This window comes from Citrobacter freundii complex sp. 2025EL-00176 (assembly GCF_053309355.1).
The window spans coordinates 40,917-58,710 of record NZ_JBRYHT010000002.1 but is presented as its reverse complement, the minus strand read 5'-3'; the positions used below and the strand labels follow the sequence as shown (position 1 = coordinate 58,710).

18 protein-coding genes, 2 tRNA genes and 1 pseudogene are annotated in these 17,794 nt (G+C 51.8%); 12 read left to right on the top strand and 9 right to left on the bottom strand.

The window, feature by feature from the left end; genetic code table 11:
• The first annotated feature begins 4 nt into the window (after positions 1–4).
• From ACVXHP_RS07350 to ldtA, 6 genes are all read left to right on the top strand, one after another.
• On the top strand, positions 5–820 hold the full coding sequence (locus ACVXHP_RS07350; RefSeq protein WP_200005997.1) for an energy-coupling factor ABC transporter ATP-binding protein: 816 nt from the start codon (positions 5–7) through the stop codon (positions 818–820).
• The gene (locus ACVXHP_RS07345) at positions 817–2,337 is read left to right on the top strand and encodes a cobyric acid synthase (RefSeq protein ID WP_447571176.1); all 1,521 of its coding nucleotides are present in this window, start codon (positions 817–819) and stop codon (positions 2,335–2,337) included. The genes ACVXHP_RS07350 and ACVXHP_RS07345 overlap by 4 nt, the downstream gene beginning before the upstream one ends.
• Positions 2,334–2,879, top strand: a complete 546-nt coding sequence (gene cobU, locus ACVXHP_RS07340) for a bifunctional adenosylcobinamide kinase/adenosylcobinamide-phosphate guanylyltransferase (RefSeq protein ID WP_262798689.1) — start codon at positions 2,334–2,336, stop codon at positions 2,877–2,879. The genes ACVXHP_RS07345 and cobU overlap by 4 nt, the downstream gene beginning before the upstream one ends.
• Positions 2,876–3,619, top strand: a complete 744-nt coding sequence (cobS, locus tag ACVXHP_RS07335; protein WP_447571175.1) for an adenosylcobinamide-GDP ribazoletransferase — start codon at positions 2,876–2,878, stop codon at positions 3,617–3,619. Before cobU ends, cobS begins: the two co-directional genes overlap by 4 nt.
• A gap of 24 nt (positions 3,620–3,643) precedes the next feature.
• Positions 3,644–4,708, top strand: a complete 1,065-nt coding sequence (cobT, locus tag ACVXHP_RS07330; protein ID WP_447571174.1) for a nicotinate-nucleotide--dimethylbenzimidazole phosphoribosyltransferase — start codon at positions 3,644–3,646, stop codon at positions 4,706–4,708.
• Between the two features lie 125 nt (positions 4,709–4,833).
• A complete protein-coding gene (gene ldtA, locus ACVXHP_RS07325) occupies positions 4,834–5,763 on the top strand; it encodes a L,D-transpeptidase (protein ID WP_447571173.1) in 930 nt (309 codons plus the stop codon).
• A 24-nt stretch (positions 5,764–5,787) separates the two neighbouring features.
• Here ldtA and ACVXHP_RS07320 read toward each other — a convergent pair whose 3' ends face one another.
• The 5 genes from ACVXHP_RS07320 to mtfA all read right to left on the bottom strand — a co-directional run bounded on the left by ACVXHP_RS07320 (position 5,788) and on the right by mtfA (position 10,426).
• Positions 5,788–6,471 carry an ABC transporter ATP-binding protein gene (locus ACVXHP_RS07320; RefSeq protein ID WP_447571172.1) on the bottom strand — a complete coding sequence of 228 codons (684 nt, stop codon included), beginning with the start codon at positions 6,469–6,471 and terminating at the stop codon, positions 5,788–5,790.
• Between the two features lie 10 nt (positions 6,472–6,481).
• Positions 6,482–8,170, bottom strand: a complete 1,689-nt coding sequence (locus tag ACVXHP_RS07315; RefSeq protein WP_447571171.1) for an ABC transporter permease — start codon at positions 8,168–8,170, stop codon at positions 6,482–6,484.
• The gene (locus tag ACVXHP_RS07310) at positions 8,154–9,191 is read right to left on the bottom strand and encodes an extracellular solute-binding protein (protein ID WP_304700191.1); all 1,038 of its coding nucleotides are present in this window, start codon (positions 9,189–9,191) and stop codon (positions 8,154–8,156) included. The genes ACVXHP_RS07315 and ACVXHP_RS07310 overlap by 17 nt, the downstream gene beginning before the upstream one ends.
• A gap of 262 nt (positions 9,192–9,453) precedes the next feature.
• Positions 9,454–9,529 (bottom strand) — tRNA-Asn (locus tag ACVXHP_RS07305).
• Positions 9,530–9,628: 99 nt separating this feature from the next.
• Positions 9,629–10,426: a DgsA anti-repressor MtfA gene (mtfA, locus tag ACVXHP_RS07300; RefSeq protein ID WP_200006038.1), complete on the bottom strand. Its 798-nt coding sequence runs from the start codon at positions 10,424–10,426 to the stop codon at positions 9,629–9,631.
• 93 nt (positions 10,427–10,519) lie between these two features.
• On the opposite strand from mtfA, the gene ACVXHP_RS07295 reads away from it, so the two are divergent.
• Positions 10,520–10,609 (top strand) — tRNA-Ser (locus tag ACVXHP_RS07295).
• A 66-nt stretch (positions 10,610–10,675) separates the two neighbouring features.
• Here the strand turns inward: ACVXHP_RS07295 and ACVXHP_RS07290 are convergent.
• Both ACVXHP_RS07290 and ACVXHP_RS07285 read right to left on the bottom strand, forming a co-directional pair.
• Positions 10,676–10,804 (bottom strand): annotated as a pseudogene (locus ACVXHP_RS07290) (hypothetical protein); the annotation flags it as partial.
• 127 nt (positions 10,805–10,931) lie between these two features.
• A complete protein-coding gene (locus ACVXHP_RS07285) occupies positions 10,932–11,318 on the bottom strand; it encodes a VOC family protein (protein ID WP_447571170.1) in 387 nt (128 codons plus the stop codon).
• 285 nt (positions 11,319–11,603) lie between these two features.
• On the opposite strand from ACVXHP_RS07285, the gene ACVXHP_RS07280 reads away from it, so the two are divergent.
• The gene (locus ACVXHP_RS07280) at positions 11,604–11,939 is read left to right on the top strand and encodes a hypothetical protein (RefSeq protein ID WP_316129580.1); all 336 of its coding nucleotides are present in this window, start codon (positions 11,604–11,606) and stop codon (positions 11,937–11,939) included.
• A 101-nt stretch (positions 11,940–12,040) separates the two neighbouring features.
• Positions 12,041–12,373, top strand: a complete 333-nt coding sequence (locus ACVXHP_RS07275; RefSeq protein ID WP_200006041.1) for an EmrE family multidrug efflux SMR transporter — start codon at positions 12,041–12,043, stop codon at positions 12,371–12,373.
• 105 nt (positions 12,374–12,478) lie between these two features.
• Here the strand turns inward: ACVXHP_RS07275 and ompC are convergent, their stop codons facing one another.
• Positions 12,479–13,669 carry a porin OmpC gene (gene ompC, locus ACVXHP_RS07270; protein ID WP_316129581.1) on the bottom strand — a complete coding sequence of 397 codons (1,191 nt, stop codon included), beginning with the start codon at positions 13,667–13,669 and terminating at the stop codon, positions 12,479–12,481.
• 439 nt (positions 13,670–14,108) lie between these two features.
• On the opposite strand from ompC, the gene ACVXHP_RS07265 reads away from it, so the two are divergent.
• From ACVXHP_RS07265 to ACVXHP_RS07255, 3 genes are all read left to right on the top strand, one after another.
• Entirely contained in the window at positions 14,109–14,801 is a 693-nt protein-coding gene (locus ACVXHP_RS07265) for a phosphohydrolase (RefSeq protein WP_447571169.1), read from the top strand.
• A 76-nt stretch (positions 14,802–14,877) separates the two neighbouring features.
• Positions 14,878–16,308 (top strand): DNA cytosine methyltransferase, encoded by a 1,431-nt coding sequence (locus tag ACVXHP_RS07260; protein ID WP_447571168.1) that lies wholly within the window; start codon positions 14,878–14,880, stop codon positions 16,306–16,308.
• Entirely contained in the window at positions 16,289–16,756 is a 468-nt protein-coding gene (locus tag ACVXHP_RS07255; RefSeq protein WP_200006045.1) for a very short patch repair endonuclease, read from the top strand. The genes ACVXHP_RS07260 and ACVXHP_RS07255 overlap by 20 nt, the downstream gene beginning before the upstream one ends.
• Here ACVXHP_RS07255 and yedA read toward each other — a convergent pair.
• A complete protein-coding gene (gene yedA / locus ACVXHP_RS07250; protein ID WP_447571167.1) occupies positions 16,748–17,668 on the bottom strand; it encodes a drug/metabolite exporter YedA in 921 nt (306 codons plus the stop codon). The genes ACVXHP_RS07255 and yedA overlap by 9 nt on opposite strands.
• Between the last annotated feature and the right edge of the window lie 126 nt (positions 17,669–17,794).

Genomic DNA, 17,794 nt, shown 5'->3' with positions numbered 1-17,794 from the left:
AAGTATGCTTGCCACTTCAGCGCTTTGGTTTCGCTATCAGGATGACCCGATCCTCAAAGGGCTAACGCTGGACTTTTCTACGCATGCCGTCACCGGGCTGGTAGGGGCCAATGGCTGCGGGAAATCCACGCTGTTTATGAATCTGAGCGGGTTATTGCGACCGCAGCAAGGCGCGGTGATGTGGCAGGGCAAACCGCTGGATTACAGCAAGCGTGGCCTGCTGGCGCTACGTCAGCAGGTGGCAACCGTATTTCAGGATCCCGATCAGCAAATCTTTTATACCGATATCGACAGCGATATTGCGTTCAGCCTGCGCAACCTTGGGGTGGATGAAGCTGAAATCTCACGCCGGGTGGAAGATGCGCTCACGCTGGTTGATGCCCAGCATTTTCGCCAGCAGCCTATTCAGTGTTTAAGCCACGGGCAAAAAAAACGCGTGGCGATTGCCGGGGCGCTGGTGTTGCAGGCGCAATATCTGCTACTGGATGAACCTACGGCAGGCCTTGACCCATCAGGTCGCACGCAGATGATTGAGATAATCAAACGCATCGTAGCGCAAGGAAACCACGTGGTTATCTCCAGCCATGATATCGATCTTATCTATGAAGTCAGCGATGCAGTTTACGTTTTACGCCGGGGTGAGGTGCTGACGCATGGCACGCCGGGTGAGGTTTTCGCCCGGACGGATCTTATTGAACAAGCGGGATTAACTCAGCCCTGGCTGGTGAAGCTGCACACTGAGCTGGGTTTCCCGCTGTGTAAAACAGAGGCTGAATTTTTTAGTCGTATGCGAGAGAACGCACTGAAGGAGGCGTCATGACGCAGGCAATAATGTTGCAGGGAACGGCATCTGATGTGGGTAAAAGCGTGTTGGTCGCCGGGCTGTGTCGTATTTTTTATCAGGACGGACTGCGTACCGCGCCGTTCAAATCGCAGAATATGGCGCTGAACTCGGGCATTACCCCAGAGGGTAAAGAGATGGGCCGGGCGCAAATTTTTCAGGCGGAAGCCGCCGGCATTACACCGGATGTGCGTATGAACCCGGTGCTGCTTAAGCCGACCAGCGATCGTAAAGCGCAGGTTGTGTTGATGGGCAAGGTGGCGACCGATATGGATGCGGTGAGTTATCACGAGTATAAGCCGCGCCTGCGGGAGCAGATCCTGTCAGTGTATAACAGCCTGGCGCAGGAGTTCGATGTGCTGGTGCTGGAAGGGGCGGGAAGCCCCGCTGAGATTAACCTGCGCGATCGCGATATCGTCAATATGGGCATGGCTGAGATGGCGCAATGCCCGGTCATTCTGGTGGCAGATATCGATCGTGGCGGCGTGTTTGCCTCTATTTACGGCACGCTGGCGTTACTGCATGACCATGAACGCGCCAGGGTAAAAGGGGTGATCATCAATAAGTTTCGCGGTGATGTGGCGCTACTGTACTCCGGTATTGAGCAGATTGAAGCGCTGACTGGCGTTCCGGTACTGGGCGTCATGCCGTGGCTGGATGTTGATCTGGAAGACGAAGATGGCGTGGCGCTGCAAAGGGGCAAGTATCTGCGTACTGATAAACGCGACATCGACATTGCCGTTGTTCAACTCCCGCACATTTCTAACTTTACTGATTTCAATGCGCTTGCGGCACAGCCGGACGTGCGCGTGCGCTATGTTCGCCAGCCAGAAGAACTGGCGGGGGCCGATCTGGTGATTCTGCCAGGCAGCAAAAACACGCTGGGCGATCTGGTGTGGCTGCGTGAAAGCGGAATGGCGCATGGCGTCGTGCAATTGCATCGTAATAATGTTCCGGTGGTGGGGATTTGCGGTGGCTATCAAATGCTCGGCGATACCATCATTGATGAGGTGGAATCGGGACTCGGTACGCTGCCGGGTCTGGGCTTGCTTAATACGGTGACCCATTTTGCCCAGCATAAAACCACGACCCTGGTTGAGGGGCAAATGTCTTCTTCGCTGCCTGCCTGGCTGGCGGGCGCGGCAGGGTTATCCGTTCGCGGTTATGAAATCCATATGGGCGAAACGGCATTAACCGAAGCATGCCAGTCGGTGATGACGCTGCGCAAAGACGGCGGCAATGTGGCTGACGGCGCGGTAACGCCGGATGGCCTGGCGTTCGGCACCTATCTTCATGGTCTGTTCGACAGCGATGAATTTACCCGTGCGCTGGTGAATGGCCTGCGCGTACGTAAAGGATTAGCACCGCTGGATTCCACCTTCCATTACGCGCAATATAAATCGCAGCAGTTTGATCTGCTGGCGGATGCGATGCGGCAACACATCGATATTGAGAAAATTTATACCATCATGCAGCAACACCGGGAGCCCGTATGATGATTTTGGTTACGGGCGGCGCACGAAGCGGCAAGAGTCGGCATGCGGAAGCGCTGATCGCTGATTCCCCAAATGTTCTGTATATCGCGACTTCGCAGATTTTTGATGAGGAGATGGCGGCCCGAATTCAGCACCATCGCGATGGACGCCCCGCGCACTGGCGTACTGCCGAGCGCTGGCAACATCTTGATGAACTGATAACGGCAGCAAACGATCCTCAGGAAGCCATTTTGCTGGAATGCATTACCACCATGGTAACCAATCTGCTATTTGCACTGGGCGGTGACAGCGATCCGGATAGCTGGGATTACGCGGCGATGGAGCAGTCCATTGAGGATGAGATCCGTTCGCTGATTGCTGCCTGTCAGCGTTGCCCGGCAACGGTCGTACTGGTGACTAACGAAGTCGGAATGGGGATTGTTCCGGAAAACCGTCTGGCCCGTCATTTTCGCGATATTGCAGGGCGCGTGAACCAGCGGCTGGCGGCGGCAGCTGATGAGGTGTGGCTGGTGGTATCAGGAATTGGAGTCAAAATTAAATGAGTAAGTTGTTCTGGGCAATGCTGTCTTTCATCAGCCGCTTGCCCGTTCCTGCTCGCTGGTCGCAAGGACTGGATTTCGAGCACTATTCGCGCGGTATCGTGATGTTTCCCCTGATTGGCGTGGTGCTTGGCGGGCTGATGGGGCTGGTCTTTATGGCGCTGCAGCCCTGGTGTGGTATTCCACTGGCGGCCTTGTTTGCCGTCTTGACGCTGGCGTTGTTGACCGGCGGTTTTCATCTGGACGGTCTGGCGGATACCTGCGACGGTATTTTTTCTGCCCGTCGACGCGAGCGGATGCTGGAAATCATGCGCGACAGCCGCCTGGGAACCCATGGCGGGCTGGCGTTAATTTTCGTTTTGCTGGCCAAAGTGCTGGTGGTGAGCGAACTGGCTTTACGCGGCACGCCCATGCTGGCGGCGTTGGCGGCGGCATGTGTCGCCGGGCGGGGTACCGCTGTTTTGTTGATGTATCGACATCGCTACGCCCGCGAAGAAGGGCTGGGCAATGTCTTCATCGGCAAAGTTACCGGGCGTCAAACCGCCGTCACACTCGGGTTGGCGGCGATCCTGGCCGCCGTGCTGCTTCCGGGCATGCGCGGCGTGGCGGCACTGCTTGTCACGATGGTAGCGATTTTCATTCTTGGGCAGTTATTAAAACGCACGTTGGGTGGGCAAACCGGCGATACGCTGGGCGCAGCCATTGAACTTGGCGAGTTGATATTCTTGCTGGCTCTGCTTTGAGTCAGCCAACATACTGGAACCCTTATGCAGACTTTAACCTCTTTACTCCACACAATCCCTTCACCTGACAGCGCCGCGATGCTGCGTGCTCAGCAGCATATTGATGGCTTACTAAAGCCGCCGGGCAGTCTTGGTCGCCTCGAATCGCTCGCCGTGCAACTGGCTGGTATGCCTGGCCTGAAAGGCACGCCGCATGTGAACGGCAAAGCGATGCTGGTGATGTGCGCCGATCACGGCGTCTGGGATGAAGGGGTTGCTGTTTCGCCTAAAGTGGTCACGGCTATTCAGGCTGCCAATATGACGCGTGGCACCACCGGCGTTTGCGTTCTGGCCGCTCAGGCTGGAGCAAAGGTGCATGTCATTGACGTGGGGATTGACGCGGAGCTTATCCCCGGTGTAGTGAATATGCGCGTCGCGCGCGGTTGCGGCAATATTGCCCAGGGCCCGGCAATGAGCCGTTCACAGGCCGAGGAACTGCTGCTGGAAGTTATCCGCTATACCCATGAACTGGCGAAAGAGGGCGTCACGCTGTTTGGCGTGGGTGAACTCGGTATGGCAAATACCACGCCTGCGGCGGCTATCGTCAGCGTGCTGACCGGCAGCGATGCCGAGGATGTGGTGGGTATCGGCGCTAATCTGCCGCTTTCAAGAGTTGGCAATAAAGTTGAGGTTGTGCGGCGAGCCATTGCCGTCAATCAACCGGATCGCAATGACGGTATCGATGTACTGGCTAAAGTTGGCGGGTTTGATCTGGTTGGCATGGCGGGGGTGATGCTTGGCGCGGCCTCCTGTGGGTTGCCGGTCGTGCTGGATGGTTTTCTTTCCTATTCTGCTGCGCTGGCGGCCTGTCAGATTGCACCGCAGATTAAACCCTATCTGATTCCGTCACATTTCTCTGCTGAGAAGGGAGCCCGCACTGCGTTGACGCATCTGGAGCTGGATCCGTATCTCAATATGGGGATGCGTTTAGGCGAAGGCAGCGGGGCCGCGCTGGCGATGCCGATTATCGAGGCAGCCTGCGCGATGTATCGCAATATGGGGCAGTTAGCCGCCAGCAACATTGTGCTACCGGATGGTAAAGAAGCATAGTTACGGCAGGCCCGAGCCTCGCCGCATGGCGAGGTTTTTTATACGCATTGAAGTTGTAACCCACTAAAACAGATAATAAAAGCTATAATTACTGGATATCTGCTGCGGCAAGGGAAAGGAAAAAGATGCGTCGTGTAAAACTGCTTTGTTCACTCATCATGTTGCTTGCGAGTCAGGCAGCGCAAGCGGTGAGTTATCCGCTGCCGCCAGAAGGTAGTCGTCTGGTAGGTACCCCGCTGACGATTACGATCCCGCCCGGAAACACCCAGCCGCTGGAGGCATTTGCCGCGCAGTACGGGCAGGGGTTGAGCAATATGCTCGAGGCCAATCCCGGCGTAGATGTTTTTTTGCCTAAGTCTGGCTCGACGCTGGTCGTGCCGCAGCAACTGATATTGCCGGATACCATGCGTGAAGGCATTGTTATCAATGTCGCCGAAATGCGTCTTTACTATTATCCCGCTGGCAGCAATACGGTAGAGGTTTTACCCATTGGTATTGGTCAGGCAGGGCGAGAAACCCCGCGTAACTGGGTGACGGCGGTCGAGCGTAAGCAGGAAGCGCCGAGCTGGACGCCGACGCCGAACACCCGTCGCGAATATGCTGCTCGCGGAGAAACATTGCCCGCGTTTGTTCCTGCCGGACCAGATAATCCGATGGGCCTGTATGCCATTTATATCGGCAGGCTTTATGCCATTCACGGCACTAATGCTAACTTTGGTATTGGTCTGCGGGTGAGCCAGGGCTGCATCCGTTTGCGTAATGACGATATTAAGTACTTGTTTGACACGGTGCCGGTTGGAACGCGTGTGCAACTGATTGACCGACCGGTAAAATACAGCGTGGAGCCAGACGGCAGTCGCTGGGTAGAAGTGCATGAGCCGCTGTCACGAAATCGTTCGGAGTACGAGTCTGACAGAAAGGTTCCCTTGCCAATCACTCCCGCTTTGCGCACATTTATCAGCGGGAGTGGCGTGGACGTGAGCCGCGGGAATCAGGCGCTGGAAAGGCGCTCCGGTATGCCAGTAAACATCAGCCAGGTTCAGCAGCATTTCTAATATTAAAGCGACCCAGGTTTATCGTCAGGTAAGGTGGGGCGCTTTTTTAATTTGATACTGCCCCATTTTTACCACCCCGATATGGTCTGCCATTAGCTGCGCTTCGTGTTCGCTGTGAGTAACCAGCAGTGCTGTTTGCCCGGCAGCGCGCAAAATATCACGTACCTCGTTGCCCAGGCGCTCACGTGTGCGCTTATCAAGGCTGGAAAAGGGTTCGTCCAGTAACAGGATTTCCGGATGCGGCGCTAACGCACGCGCGAGCGCGATGCGTTGTTGCTGTCCGCCGGAAAGTTCATGGGGATAGTGGTTGGCATGGCTATGTAACTCCACCATTTTTAACAGTTCCGCCACCCTGGTCTGCTGCTCTTCACGCGGCATGCGGCGTAATCCAAAGGCGACATTTTGTTGTGCGGTCAGATGCGGAAATAACGCATATTCCTGAAAAACCATACCAACATGACGCTTTTCCGGCGGCAGATGAAAACCAGGAGCGGCAACACGATGCTGGGAGACATAGATCTCTCCGCTTCGCAGTCGTTCAAATCCCGCAACGGCGCGTAGCACCGTGGTTTTCCCGCAGCCTGAGGCGCCCAACAGACAGGCGATTTCCCCTTTGCGTACCGACATTGAAAACCCGTTTAGTACCGCTTGCTGGCTGTTGCCATAGGCAACGTGCACATCCTGGAGGCGTAATGCAATTTCTGACATTGTTACTCTCTTAACCCCGGCGAGTCATTTGGTGACGCACCAATAAAATAACCGGCAGCGTGCCAGCTAAAACAATCATTAGCGCGGCGATAGCACCTTCTTCATAAGTTCCACGAGCTGCTTCCGCATACAGCAATGTTGCCAGTGTTTCGAAGTTAACCGGTCGCAAAAGCAATGTTGTGGGTAGCTCTTTCATCGCGTCGGCAAAAACCAGCAAGGCGCTGCTGACTAAGGCCGGACGCAGCAAGGGGAAATGAACCCGTGCAAACGTGCCCGCACCGTTCTCGCCCAACAGCCGGGAAGCCTGTTCCAGCGAAGGTGGAATTCGCCCCAAACCGGAATCCAGCGCGCCGATGGCAATCGCCTGGAAACGCATAGCACAGCAAATAACCAGCAGGATCCCGGCTGACATCAGCGGTAGGCCACGCACATCCAGCAAATCAGCCAGCCAACGGTCAACCGCCATGGCAGGCGTTAAAAAACCAATCGCCAGGATCGTGCCGGGAACCGCGTAGCCTAAAGAGGCCAGACGCATCACGCCACGGCGAAACCCCGGCATCGCGTTGTCTGCAGCGCTATGGCGCGCGCTCCAGGCCACCAACAGACTGACGCAAACCACCACCAGCGTGGTTCCCGCCGCGAGCAAGAGTGTATTTTGCAATGCTGACAGTAACGAAGGGGAGAGGAGGTTGTCATCGCCGATACGTTTAGCGCTTTCCCACATTAAAAACAGCACTGGGGCCAGAAACCCGAGCACAACCGGCAGCGAGATAACGGCACCGAGCAGCCAGCCGCGCCAGCTCTGCACGCGCGTGGGTTGAATTCCCCGTAGACTGCGGCTGCTGAATCCCTGTTTTCTGCGGCCATAAAATTCCAGCGTCAGAATAAAGAAGATAAACATCAGCATCATGCAGGCGATTTGCGCAGCTGAAGATAAATCAGAGCGCGAGATCCACGTGGTGTACACGGTAACAGTTAATGTCTGTACCCCGAGGAATTCCGACGCGCCGATGTCGTTAAGCGTTTCCAGCAATGCCAGACTGATCCCAACGGCCAGGGCGGGACGTGCCATGGGGAGGGCAACACGGAAAAACGTTCCGGTCGCGCTGCATCCCAGCGTACGTGCGGCTTCCAGTAAATGAGCCGGCTGGCTGATAAACATGGCGCGGGTGGTCAGGTACACGTAAGGATAAAGGACTAATCCGAGCAGAATTATTGCGCCGGGAAGAGAGCGTAAATCTGGCAGGCGGAACTGTCGTGGGCTGTCAAAGCCGAGTAAGAAACGGATAAATGTTTGCAGGGGACCAATCGGATGCAGCAGATCGAGCCAGGCAAAGGCGACGATGTAGGTCGGCATCGCCAGCGGCAACAGTAGCGCCCAACTGAGAATTTTGCGTCCAGGAAAATCCCATGCCGTCACCGCCCATGCGCTACCTACGCCAATGACGCCGACCATCACGGCGACACCCGCTAACAACAGTACGGTGTTTTTTAACGCGGCAGGCAACACCCACGTCAGGAGATTATCCCAGTGAGATAAATCGGCCTGGCTAGCCTGCCAGATCAGCGCAATGACGGGTGTCAGGACGCCAAGCGCCACGCACAGCGCGCCAAGATGCAACGGCGTTAATAATGACTGCGGCCCGGAAACCAGGCCGCGTAACGCTGGAAACTGCAAAGGTTTATTGATCGAATCCAACTTTATCTACCAGCAGGCTAGCTTGTTTACGATACTTCACGATTTCGGTTAACGGTGTTTTATCAACATCAATTTCACCAATGGTGGCGCTGATAATTGGATCAAGCGTTACGCCTTTCAGTACCGGATATTCGAAGTTCGCTTTCGCATACTGCTGTTGGGCAGGCGCGGAAACCAGATATTCCATCAGCTTAACGGCATCGGCTTTATTTGGCGCATAGCGGGCAACGGCAGCGCCGCTGATATTGACGTGCGTACCGCCATTCTCAAAGGTTGGTTTTACAACTTTGATGGCATCGCCCCATTGACGAGCATCGCTGCCTTCTTTGGCATTTTTCATATGGCCGACGTAATAGGAGTTAGCCAGACCGATATCACAAATTCCACCGAGGATATCGCGGGCAACATCGCGGTCACCGCCGGTGGCTTTACGGGCCAGGTTAGCCTTCACGCCGCGCAACCAGTCTTCGGTTTTCGCTTCACCGTGATGGGCAATCATCGCGGCGATCAGCGCCGTGTTATACGGATGTTGTCCAGAGCGGATACAGACTTTACCTTTATACTCCGGGCTGGCGAGTTGTTCGTAATGCCAGTTATCGATGGGCATCGATTTTTCGGCATACAGTACGCGGGCACGCATAGAAAGCGCAAACCACTGATTATCCGCACCGCGCAGGTTAGCAGGAATGGCGGCTTTCAGCGCTTCTGACTCTACCGGTTGGGTCACACCCGCTTCTACGAGATCGAGGAGATTGCCTGCATCAACGGTCATCAGCAAGTCGGCAGGGGAATTTTTTCCTTCTGCTTTGACACGCTCAAGCATGCCATCCTTGATATAGACCGTACTTACTTTTATACCGCTGGTTTTTGTCCAGCTATCAAGTAAAGGCTGAATCAGGCCCGGTTCACGGGTGGTGTAAAGCGTTAATGTTTCCTGGGCGAAAGCCGGCAGGCTAACAGTGAAGACCAGGGCAGAGGCAAGCGTGATACGGCGCAGTCCGGTGCGAGGCAGAGCATTCATCGTTTATATCCCAGAGTAATTGGAACGTACAGTGAACCGAGCAGGGCTCGTTCTTTTGGCTCGCGTACAATAAATGATAATCACTAGCAGTTACAATAATTGCAAAGTTTAAACGATTTACATTTACATAACTTTAATCAAGGGTGTGATGAGACATGGAATAGGGGCGGTACAACAGGCAGAACGTTTATGCAGGATGCTTTTATGCAAGCCTGAAAAGCAAAAAGCCTGCTCAAGTTTCCTTAAGCAGGCCTCTTAAATCTGGCTCCTCTGACTGGACTCGAACCAGTGACATACGGATTAACAGTCCGCCGTTCTACCGACTGAACTACAGAGGAATCGTGTGAACGAGGCGCATATTACTGACCTCACCCTGAGGTGTCAACAGTAAAATTAGCGCGTCATTTCAATTGGTTAATTAATCTTCAAAATCAGTGTTAATGCACATTTGATGAGCGATAATGGTCATCTTCGGGGTTATCTCGTAACCGTTGCATTGGATTTTGGCGATAAAACAGGATGAAACGCTGCCATAAAGCCGGGAAACGTGGCGCAAATAGTTCAGGGGCACTGAAAAAATACTCGGATAATACGGCAAAGCATTCGGCCGGGTCGGTTGCAGCGTAAGCATCTATACTGCATGCGGTTTCCCCTACCAGATCGATTTCATCCTGAATGTTGTTCATTGCGGCATGCAGGTCGTGCTCCCAGCCGGCAATATCTCGCAGAGGAATCGCCGGAATACCGCTGGCGCGATCGCCATTACGCATATCCAGCTTATGCGCGACTTCATGAATGATCAGATTAAAGCCTGAGGCATCAAAGGAATCCTGAATATCAAGCCAGTTGAGGATTATCGGACCTTGCTGCCAGCTCTGCCCGGACTGAACGACACGTTGATTGTGCACCAGCCCAATATCATCTTCCCATTCATCGTCCACAACAAATGGGGCAGGGTAGATGAGAACTTCATGAAACCCATCGAGCCACTCGATCCCCAATTCCAGAACAGGTAAACAGAAAAGCAGAGCAATGCGCGCACTTTTCAGCGGGTCCAGTTCAAACCCCTGAAGTGCTACCAATCTTTTTTGCTGTAAAAAGCGCTCGGCCAGGGCGATAAGTCTGGCTTGTTCTTGCTCGGTGAGATTCACCAGCAACGGAATAGCCAGGGCGTTATCCCAGGGCCAGTCGTCATTTCGGGCTATTTCTTGCTCTTTCCAGGGCCACTTAATCATCGTTTTGCTCGCAAACTCGTCACTTGAACGAAATTGACGGAACTGAGTCTGTTAAAATGCCAAATTACTTGGCATCATGGCAACCGCCGAAACGGAGAGATGCCAGAGCGGCTGAATGGACCGGTCTCGAAAACCGGAGTGGGGGCAACTCCACCGGGGGTTCAAATCCCCCTCTCTCCGCCACTATTCAAACACTTAGCTCAATTCCTTTCAACGACTCATGTCACACTTGGTATAGTGTTGGTATATTCACTTGGTATAAAACTCGCCATCATCATCTTCTGATTTGCCCAATACTGGAAGATCCAATGTGGGGGAAATTTTCACTTTTCTGTCATAAACCACAACCTGGCGTTCAGTTTTGTGACCTGAGAATAAAAGAGCGTTCTCCAGAAATCAGGCCGTTAGAGAAATTAGCAAAAGCCCCTCGAGGATAAATCTGACAGTTTTCTTTGAGCGATGAGCGGACGCACAAGACGGTGGCAACCTGGCAATATTTATTGGGTCATGTCCACGACTTGTTTTGGATAACAACCCTATATCCGTCGAGGTCCACAAATGTCCTTCCGTTCACGTCCCAGTAGGGATTGAATGACGCTGTCATTCTGAAACCAGCATCGTTCATTCTTTCGCAGGCACGCAACCATTCATTTTCATCAGGGTAATAAAGAACGAGTAAATCTTCTTCAGTGTGCAAAGGTTGAACGGGATGGTTTTGGCAAAAAGTGAATTCTATGTGCCAGTCTAAGTCTTCCCACCCTAACATTATTCCATTGAAACCCTCATGATCGTTGAATTCAGCAATTTTATGTAGCCCCAATCCCTGGCTGTACATCAGAAAAGACCTTTCGAGATTGTTGACGGGTTTGGCAATACGCATATGCGTAAACATCTGGGTTCTCCGGGGGAAAATACCGCTTTAACGTTGCAATCCCGCTGAGTTTACATGTGATTATGTTTCTCATTTGTCTATAAGAGCCTACGAAATATCATGCTCCACCTTGCTAACGCTCCGCTGCTGGCACAGAGCGGACTGTCAGATTCGGCTTGGCTCTGTGCCGTGACAGTGCCAGCTCAGGTCCTTCTTTATTGCCACACCCTGCGTAGCTGTAAAAACAAACAGTAGAAATGATAATTATTTCTATTTATCATTATTTATTTGCGAGAGGATAACTCTATGAATAACAAGATTTTTGGTGTGGCTTTTATTGCTGCTTTGTCGGCTGGTTTCGCTTTTAGTACTCATGCAAGTGAAACAATCAGCAAAACCGAGGTAAGAACGTTGGTGGATGAAAATAACAAATTCAAAGTGGTATATGATATTGATGATAAAGGAAAAGTTATAAATATCAGATTTCCTGATGGAGTAATTGATGCTGATACTAAGCAAAAACTTACCAGGGAAATGGAAAGCTGGGCATTCGAAGCTGGCAATCCACAGACAGATGTGACTTCTATGGTGACGTTAAAATTAACCACAACGTCCGCGCATAGCAGACCTCGCGGCACTTAAGACTGTCTTTTATACTGAGCGAAAGTAGTTTTGGTTGTGTTCAACCTCACTTAACCCTTGTGATACGATGATTGTTTTAGAATGTCACACGGGGCCAGATTTTGAATTCATATATTCTCCTTGCCGGGGCCATTGTAGCTGAAGTAATAGGTACAACCCTGATGAAGTTCTCTGACGGATTTACACGCCTATGGCCATCTGTAGCAACCATTGTGTGCTACTGCACTGCTTTTTATCTTCTCGCTCAGACGCTGTCGACCATTCCAACGGGTATTGCGTACGCAATTTGGTCAGGTGCTGGAATCGTATTAATCAGCCTTTTGGGCTGGTTGGTAAGTGGGCAAAAGCTGGATTTCCCGGCGATCGCAGGTATGTTCCTGATTTGCGCTGGGGTTCTGGTTATTAATATTTTTTCAAAATCTTCCCCGCATTAATTCTAGTGAAAGAGTGTCGGATATCTGGCGCTGTTAGCAGATCTTATCCCCGTGCAGTAAAAAAGCCCGCTTCAAATGAAGCGGGCTTGCGTATTTATGTGGTAATTAGAACTGGTAGACTAAACCAACGGCAACGATGTCGTCAGTCGCGATACCATTGCTTTCATAGAAGCTGTCGTCTTCGTCCAGCAGGTTGATTTTGTAATCAACGTAGGTGGACATGTTTTTGTTGAAGTAGTAAGTCACACCCACATCGACGTATTTGACCAGATCTTTGTCGACATAACGCCAGTTGCCACGATTTACTTCCTGGCCGCCTAAATCACTGCCTTTAGACTGCAAATAAGCGATGGATGGGCGCAGACCATAATCAAACTGGTATTGAGCGACGGCTTCAAAGTTTTGCGTTTTGTTGGCAATACCGCCATTACCTTCGCCATTGCCGCCACCGTAATAGGTCATATTGCGGGTTTCAGCATACATGGCTGCCAGGTACACGTTGTTAGCGTCATATTTTGCACCAACGGTCCAGGCTTCAGCGGTTTCACCGCCAGCATAGTTGTTGCGCTGGTTCATTCCGTCCTGGTAGCCACGGGCAACCTGATCGTCGGTACGGTCAGATGCAGAGTACGCCGCACCCAGGCTTAAACCGAAGTCGAAATCATAGGAGGTAGACATACCAAAACCGTCGCCATTTTCTTTCGCCAGACTACGGTTTGTGCTGTTACCGGAACCTTCCTGACCTGTCCATCCCCGATCACCATCTTCATTATTGCCCTGGTACTGCAGAGCGAAGTTTAGACCATCAACCAGACCGAAGAAACCTTTATTGCGGTAGGTGGCAACGCCGTTGGTACGGCCGGTCATATACACGTCGGTCTGGGTGTAAGTATCGCCACCGAATTCTGGCAGCATATCGGTCCAGGCTTCAACGTCGTAGACGACGCCATAGTTACGACCGTAGTCAAAGGTCCCGTTCTGACCAAAACCTAAACCAGCGAAAGCCAGACGGGTCCAGGAATCACCTTTGTCACCTTCAGTACCGTTGGCCTGAACGTTATATTCCCACTGACCATAACCTGTCAGCATATCGTTGATCTGGGTTTCGCCTTTAAAGCCCACACGTGCATAGGTCTGATCGCCGTCGCTACCCGCATCGTCAGAGAAATAACGCAGACCATCAACTTTGCCGTACAGATCCAGTTTATTGCCGTTCTTATTATAGATTTCAGCCGCATTCGCTGCGCCAGCAGCTAATAAAGCAGGCAGGAGAAGTGCCAGTACTTTTCTTTTCATTATGTATTCCCTTATGATAATAATTAATATGAATATGTAGTACTATCCGAAAGACTACATTTGGATACTATCTATGAAGTTCATTTAATTTAAAATATAACATGTAACAAATATATTTAAGGTATTTCAAGATGTTTCTTGATTGTCTTTTTATAATTCGGTCTGTATCTTTTTTATAAATTAATTGATGTAACAAATCTCTTTTTATCAGTTGCTTATGTATTTTATTTATTCATTGTTGTTGTATATATTATTGGTGGGGGTTATTTTATTTTTGATTGCGTGTAATTCTCTCTCGATACGATTCTCCGGAAGCAATAAATTTCCTGTGATTATATAAAATCGAGAGCAATAATATATGTATATAAACTGAAGCACTGGGAGTGGTCTCATATGGAAATTGTTGTTATGGTAGTTTTTTTCTGCAAAGAGAGACCGCATGGAACTACAGGACTGGCAGGCAAAATTTGAAGCCTGGCTACAGGATAACCATTCCGGGCAGGATGCTGCCCATGATATCTCTCATTTTCGTCGCGTGTGGAAGACCTCGCAAAAGCTAAGTACAGATGCGACCGTAAATTGGCTGGTGGTTCTTACCGCGTGCTACTTCCATGATCTTGTTAGCTTACCGAAAAACCATCCGGATCGTCATCGCTCGTCGGTATTGGCGGCGCAGGAAACACGCCGCGTGTTGATGCGTGACTTCCCTGATTTTCCGCAACACTGTATACCGGCCGTGTGTCATGCCATTGAGGCGCACAGTTTCAGCGCCAGAATCGCACCGGAAACCATTGAAGCTAAAATTGTGCAGGATGCCGACAGGCTTGAGGCGTTGGGCGCCATTGGGTTAGCGCGCGTGTTTGCCGTCTCCGGTGCGTTGGGGGTTGCGCTGTTTGACGCGGAAGATCCGTTCGCGCGGCAGCGTAGCCTTGACGATAAACAGTACGCGCTCGATCACTTTCAGACCAAATTATTGACACTGCCGCTGACAATGCAAACTGAACAAGGTCGACATTTAGCGCAGCATAATGCTGACTTCTTACTGACGTACATGGCGAAGCTGAGTGCGGAGTTAAAAGGGGAGTATGAAATGCTGGATCTTGACGCGATTCAACCCTTTAAAGCAGGTTAGCCGCCAGTACAGCCGCGACGTCAACCGCACTATTTTATGTTAATCTGTCGGTTATCCATTTCGGCCGGTTAAATGTATGCAGGATAATTTTTCAGTAGCAGGCTCCATGAACCCGATGACAGATGATAACAAGGCCGCCGCGCAGGTGATTTTGGCTAAGTTGCTTGAAATATATGACGTGAAAACCCTGGTTGCTCATCTGAATGGTGTTGGCGAGAACCGCTGGAGTCCGGCCATCTTTAAGCGAGTGGTGGCGAACGAAACATGGCATCGCCTCAGCGACAATGAGCTTACTCATCTGAATTCCTTGCTGCCGACGCCACCTGCGCATCATCCGCATTATGCCTTTCGATTTATCGATCTGTTTGCCGGCATTGGCGGGATTCGTCGCGGCTTTGAGGCGATTGGCGGGCAGTGCGTGTTTACCAGCGAATGGAACAAGCATGCGGTGCGTACCTACAAAGCGAACAACTATTGCGATCCACTCCAGCATCACTTTAATGAAGACATTCGCGATGTCACGCTGAGCCATCATGATGGGGTGAGCGACCAGCAGGCGGCGAAACATATTCGCCAGCACATTCCAGAACATGATGTACTGCTGGCGGGATTTCCTTGTCAGCCCTTCTCCCTGGCCGGGGTATCAAAAAAAAATGCGTTAGGGCGGGCCCACGGTTTTGCCTGCGATACACAAGGCACACTCTTTTTTGACGTGGTGCGTATTATCGACGCGCGTCGACCAGCAATATTTGTGCTCGAAAACGTCAAAAACCTGAAAAGTCACGACCAGGGTAAAACGTTTCGTATCATTATGCAGACGCTGGATGAGCTGGGTTATGACGTCGCGGATGCGGCGGATAATGGACCTGACGATCCGAAAATTATCGATGGGCAACATTTTTTACCTCAGCATCGTGAACGTATTGTGCTCGTCGGATTTCGACGCGATCTGCAATTGAAATCAGATTTCACGCTGCGCAATATTGTCACTCGCTATCCGCAGCGGCGTACGACGCTGGCGGAGCTGCTTGAGCCGACCGTCGATGCGAAATATGTGCTGACGCCGGTGTTGTGGAAATATCTCTATCGCTATGCGAAAAAGCACCAGGCGCGGGGCAATGGGTTTGGCTATGGCATGGTGTACCCCGGTAATCCCGATAGCGTAACCCGCACATTATCGGCACGCTATTATAAAGATGGCGCTGAGATCCTTGTCGACCGCGGCTGGGATATGGCGCTGGGTGAAAAGGATTTTGACGATCCGTTGAACCAGCAGCACCGTCCGCGCAGGCTTACACCACGGGAGTGCGCGCGCCTGATGGGATTTGAATCACCGCAGGGCTATCAATTCAGGATCCCGGTGTCAGATACTCAGGCTTATCGCCAGTTTGGTAATTCGGTGGTCGTTCCGGCCTTCGCGGCGGTTGCCAGACTGCTGGAGCCGAAAATCAAACAGGCGGTTGCTATTCGCGAGAAAGAGAACCTGCATGGCAGACGTTCACGATAAAGCAACGCGCAGTAAGAATATGCGGGCGATAGCAACCCGCGATACCGCCATTGAAAAACGCCTTGCCAGCATACTGACAGAGCAGGGCGTAACGTTTCGCGTGCAGGATGCGACGTTACCCGGTCGCCCCGATTTTGTGGTGGATGATTACCGTTGTGTGATCTTTACCCATGGCTGTTTCTGGCATCATCACAACTGCTACTTGTTTAAAGTCCCCGCCACGCGAACGGAATTCTGGCTGGAAAAAATAGGCAAAAATGTCCAGCGTGACGCGAGGGATTGTGAAAAATTGCAGGCGCTGGGCTGGCGTGTACTGATTGTCTGGGAGTGCGCCCTGCGCGGGCGCGAAAAACTGGACGATGAAGCGTTATCTGAACGTGTCATCGAGTGGATCTGCGGCGGTGGCGCAACTGCGCAGATCGACACTCTCGGTATTCACTTACTGTAATGTCTTTTCCGACGGGGTCACCACGACATCTGCTTTAGCGGGAAATAAGTATTTACCCAGGGTTACCAATACCACCGCAAATACGATCACCCCGAGCGCCAGCCATTCGATGGGCGCCAGACTTTCTCCCCCCAGACCTGTGCCTAACAGCACGGCAACGACCGGATTAACGTAGGCATAGCTGGTGGCTAATGCCGGACTGACGTTGCGGATCAGGTACATATACGCGTTAATGGCAATAATAGAACCAAACAGGGCCAGATACGCCACCGCCATAAAGCCTGAAAATGTTGGCTTAGTGGTGAGCTTTTCCCCGGAGATCAGTGAAGCGCACATCAGCACAACACCGGCGGCTAACATTTCAATGGCTCCGGCCATCATGCCAACGGGTAACGTTATGCGTGAACCGTACACCGAGCCAAACGCCCAGCTCATCGAACCTATCAGGATCAAAACAGCACCCCAGGGATTACCGCTTAAATTACCGCCGCTGTTCAGCATGATAATTCCTGCCAGCCCAATGGCTATCCCCATCCACTCCAGCTTACGCGTTTTAATACCAAAAAAATGGCTAAAGCACAGCGTAAACAGCGGAACGGTAGCAACCACCACGGCAGCGATACCGGAAGGCACATTTTGATGTTCTGCGACCGTAACTAGCCCATTACCCACAGCCAGCAGCAGAATACCAATTAACGCGGCGTTCAGGAGCTGGCGCAGAGGCGGCAGCTTATGCCCGCGAATCAGTAAGAATGCGGTTAACAAAATGCCCGCAGAGAGAAAACGCACGCCAGCCATCATCAACGGCGGCCAGCTTTCAACGCCGATGCGAATAACGAAGTAGGTGGAACCCCAAATGATATACAGCGCGAAGAGCGCACTGAAAAGTGGTAACAATTGCCTGAAACGCATAATCCCTCACGGTGGAAATAAAAAGGTGCAACATAGTAAACGTCAAAACTATCGTGCTGGCGAGATTTATAATTGCATGCCATTGTTAAATATTTGTTGACCAGAAAGGCCAGTTTCCGCATGGCG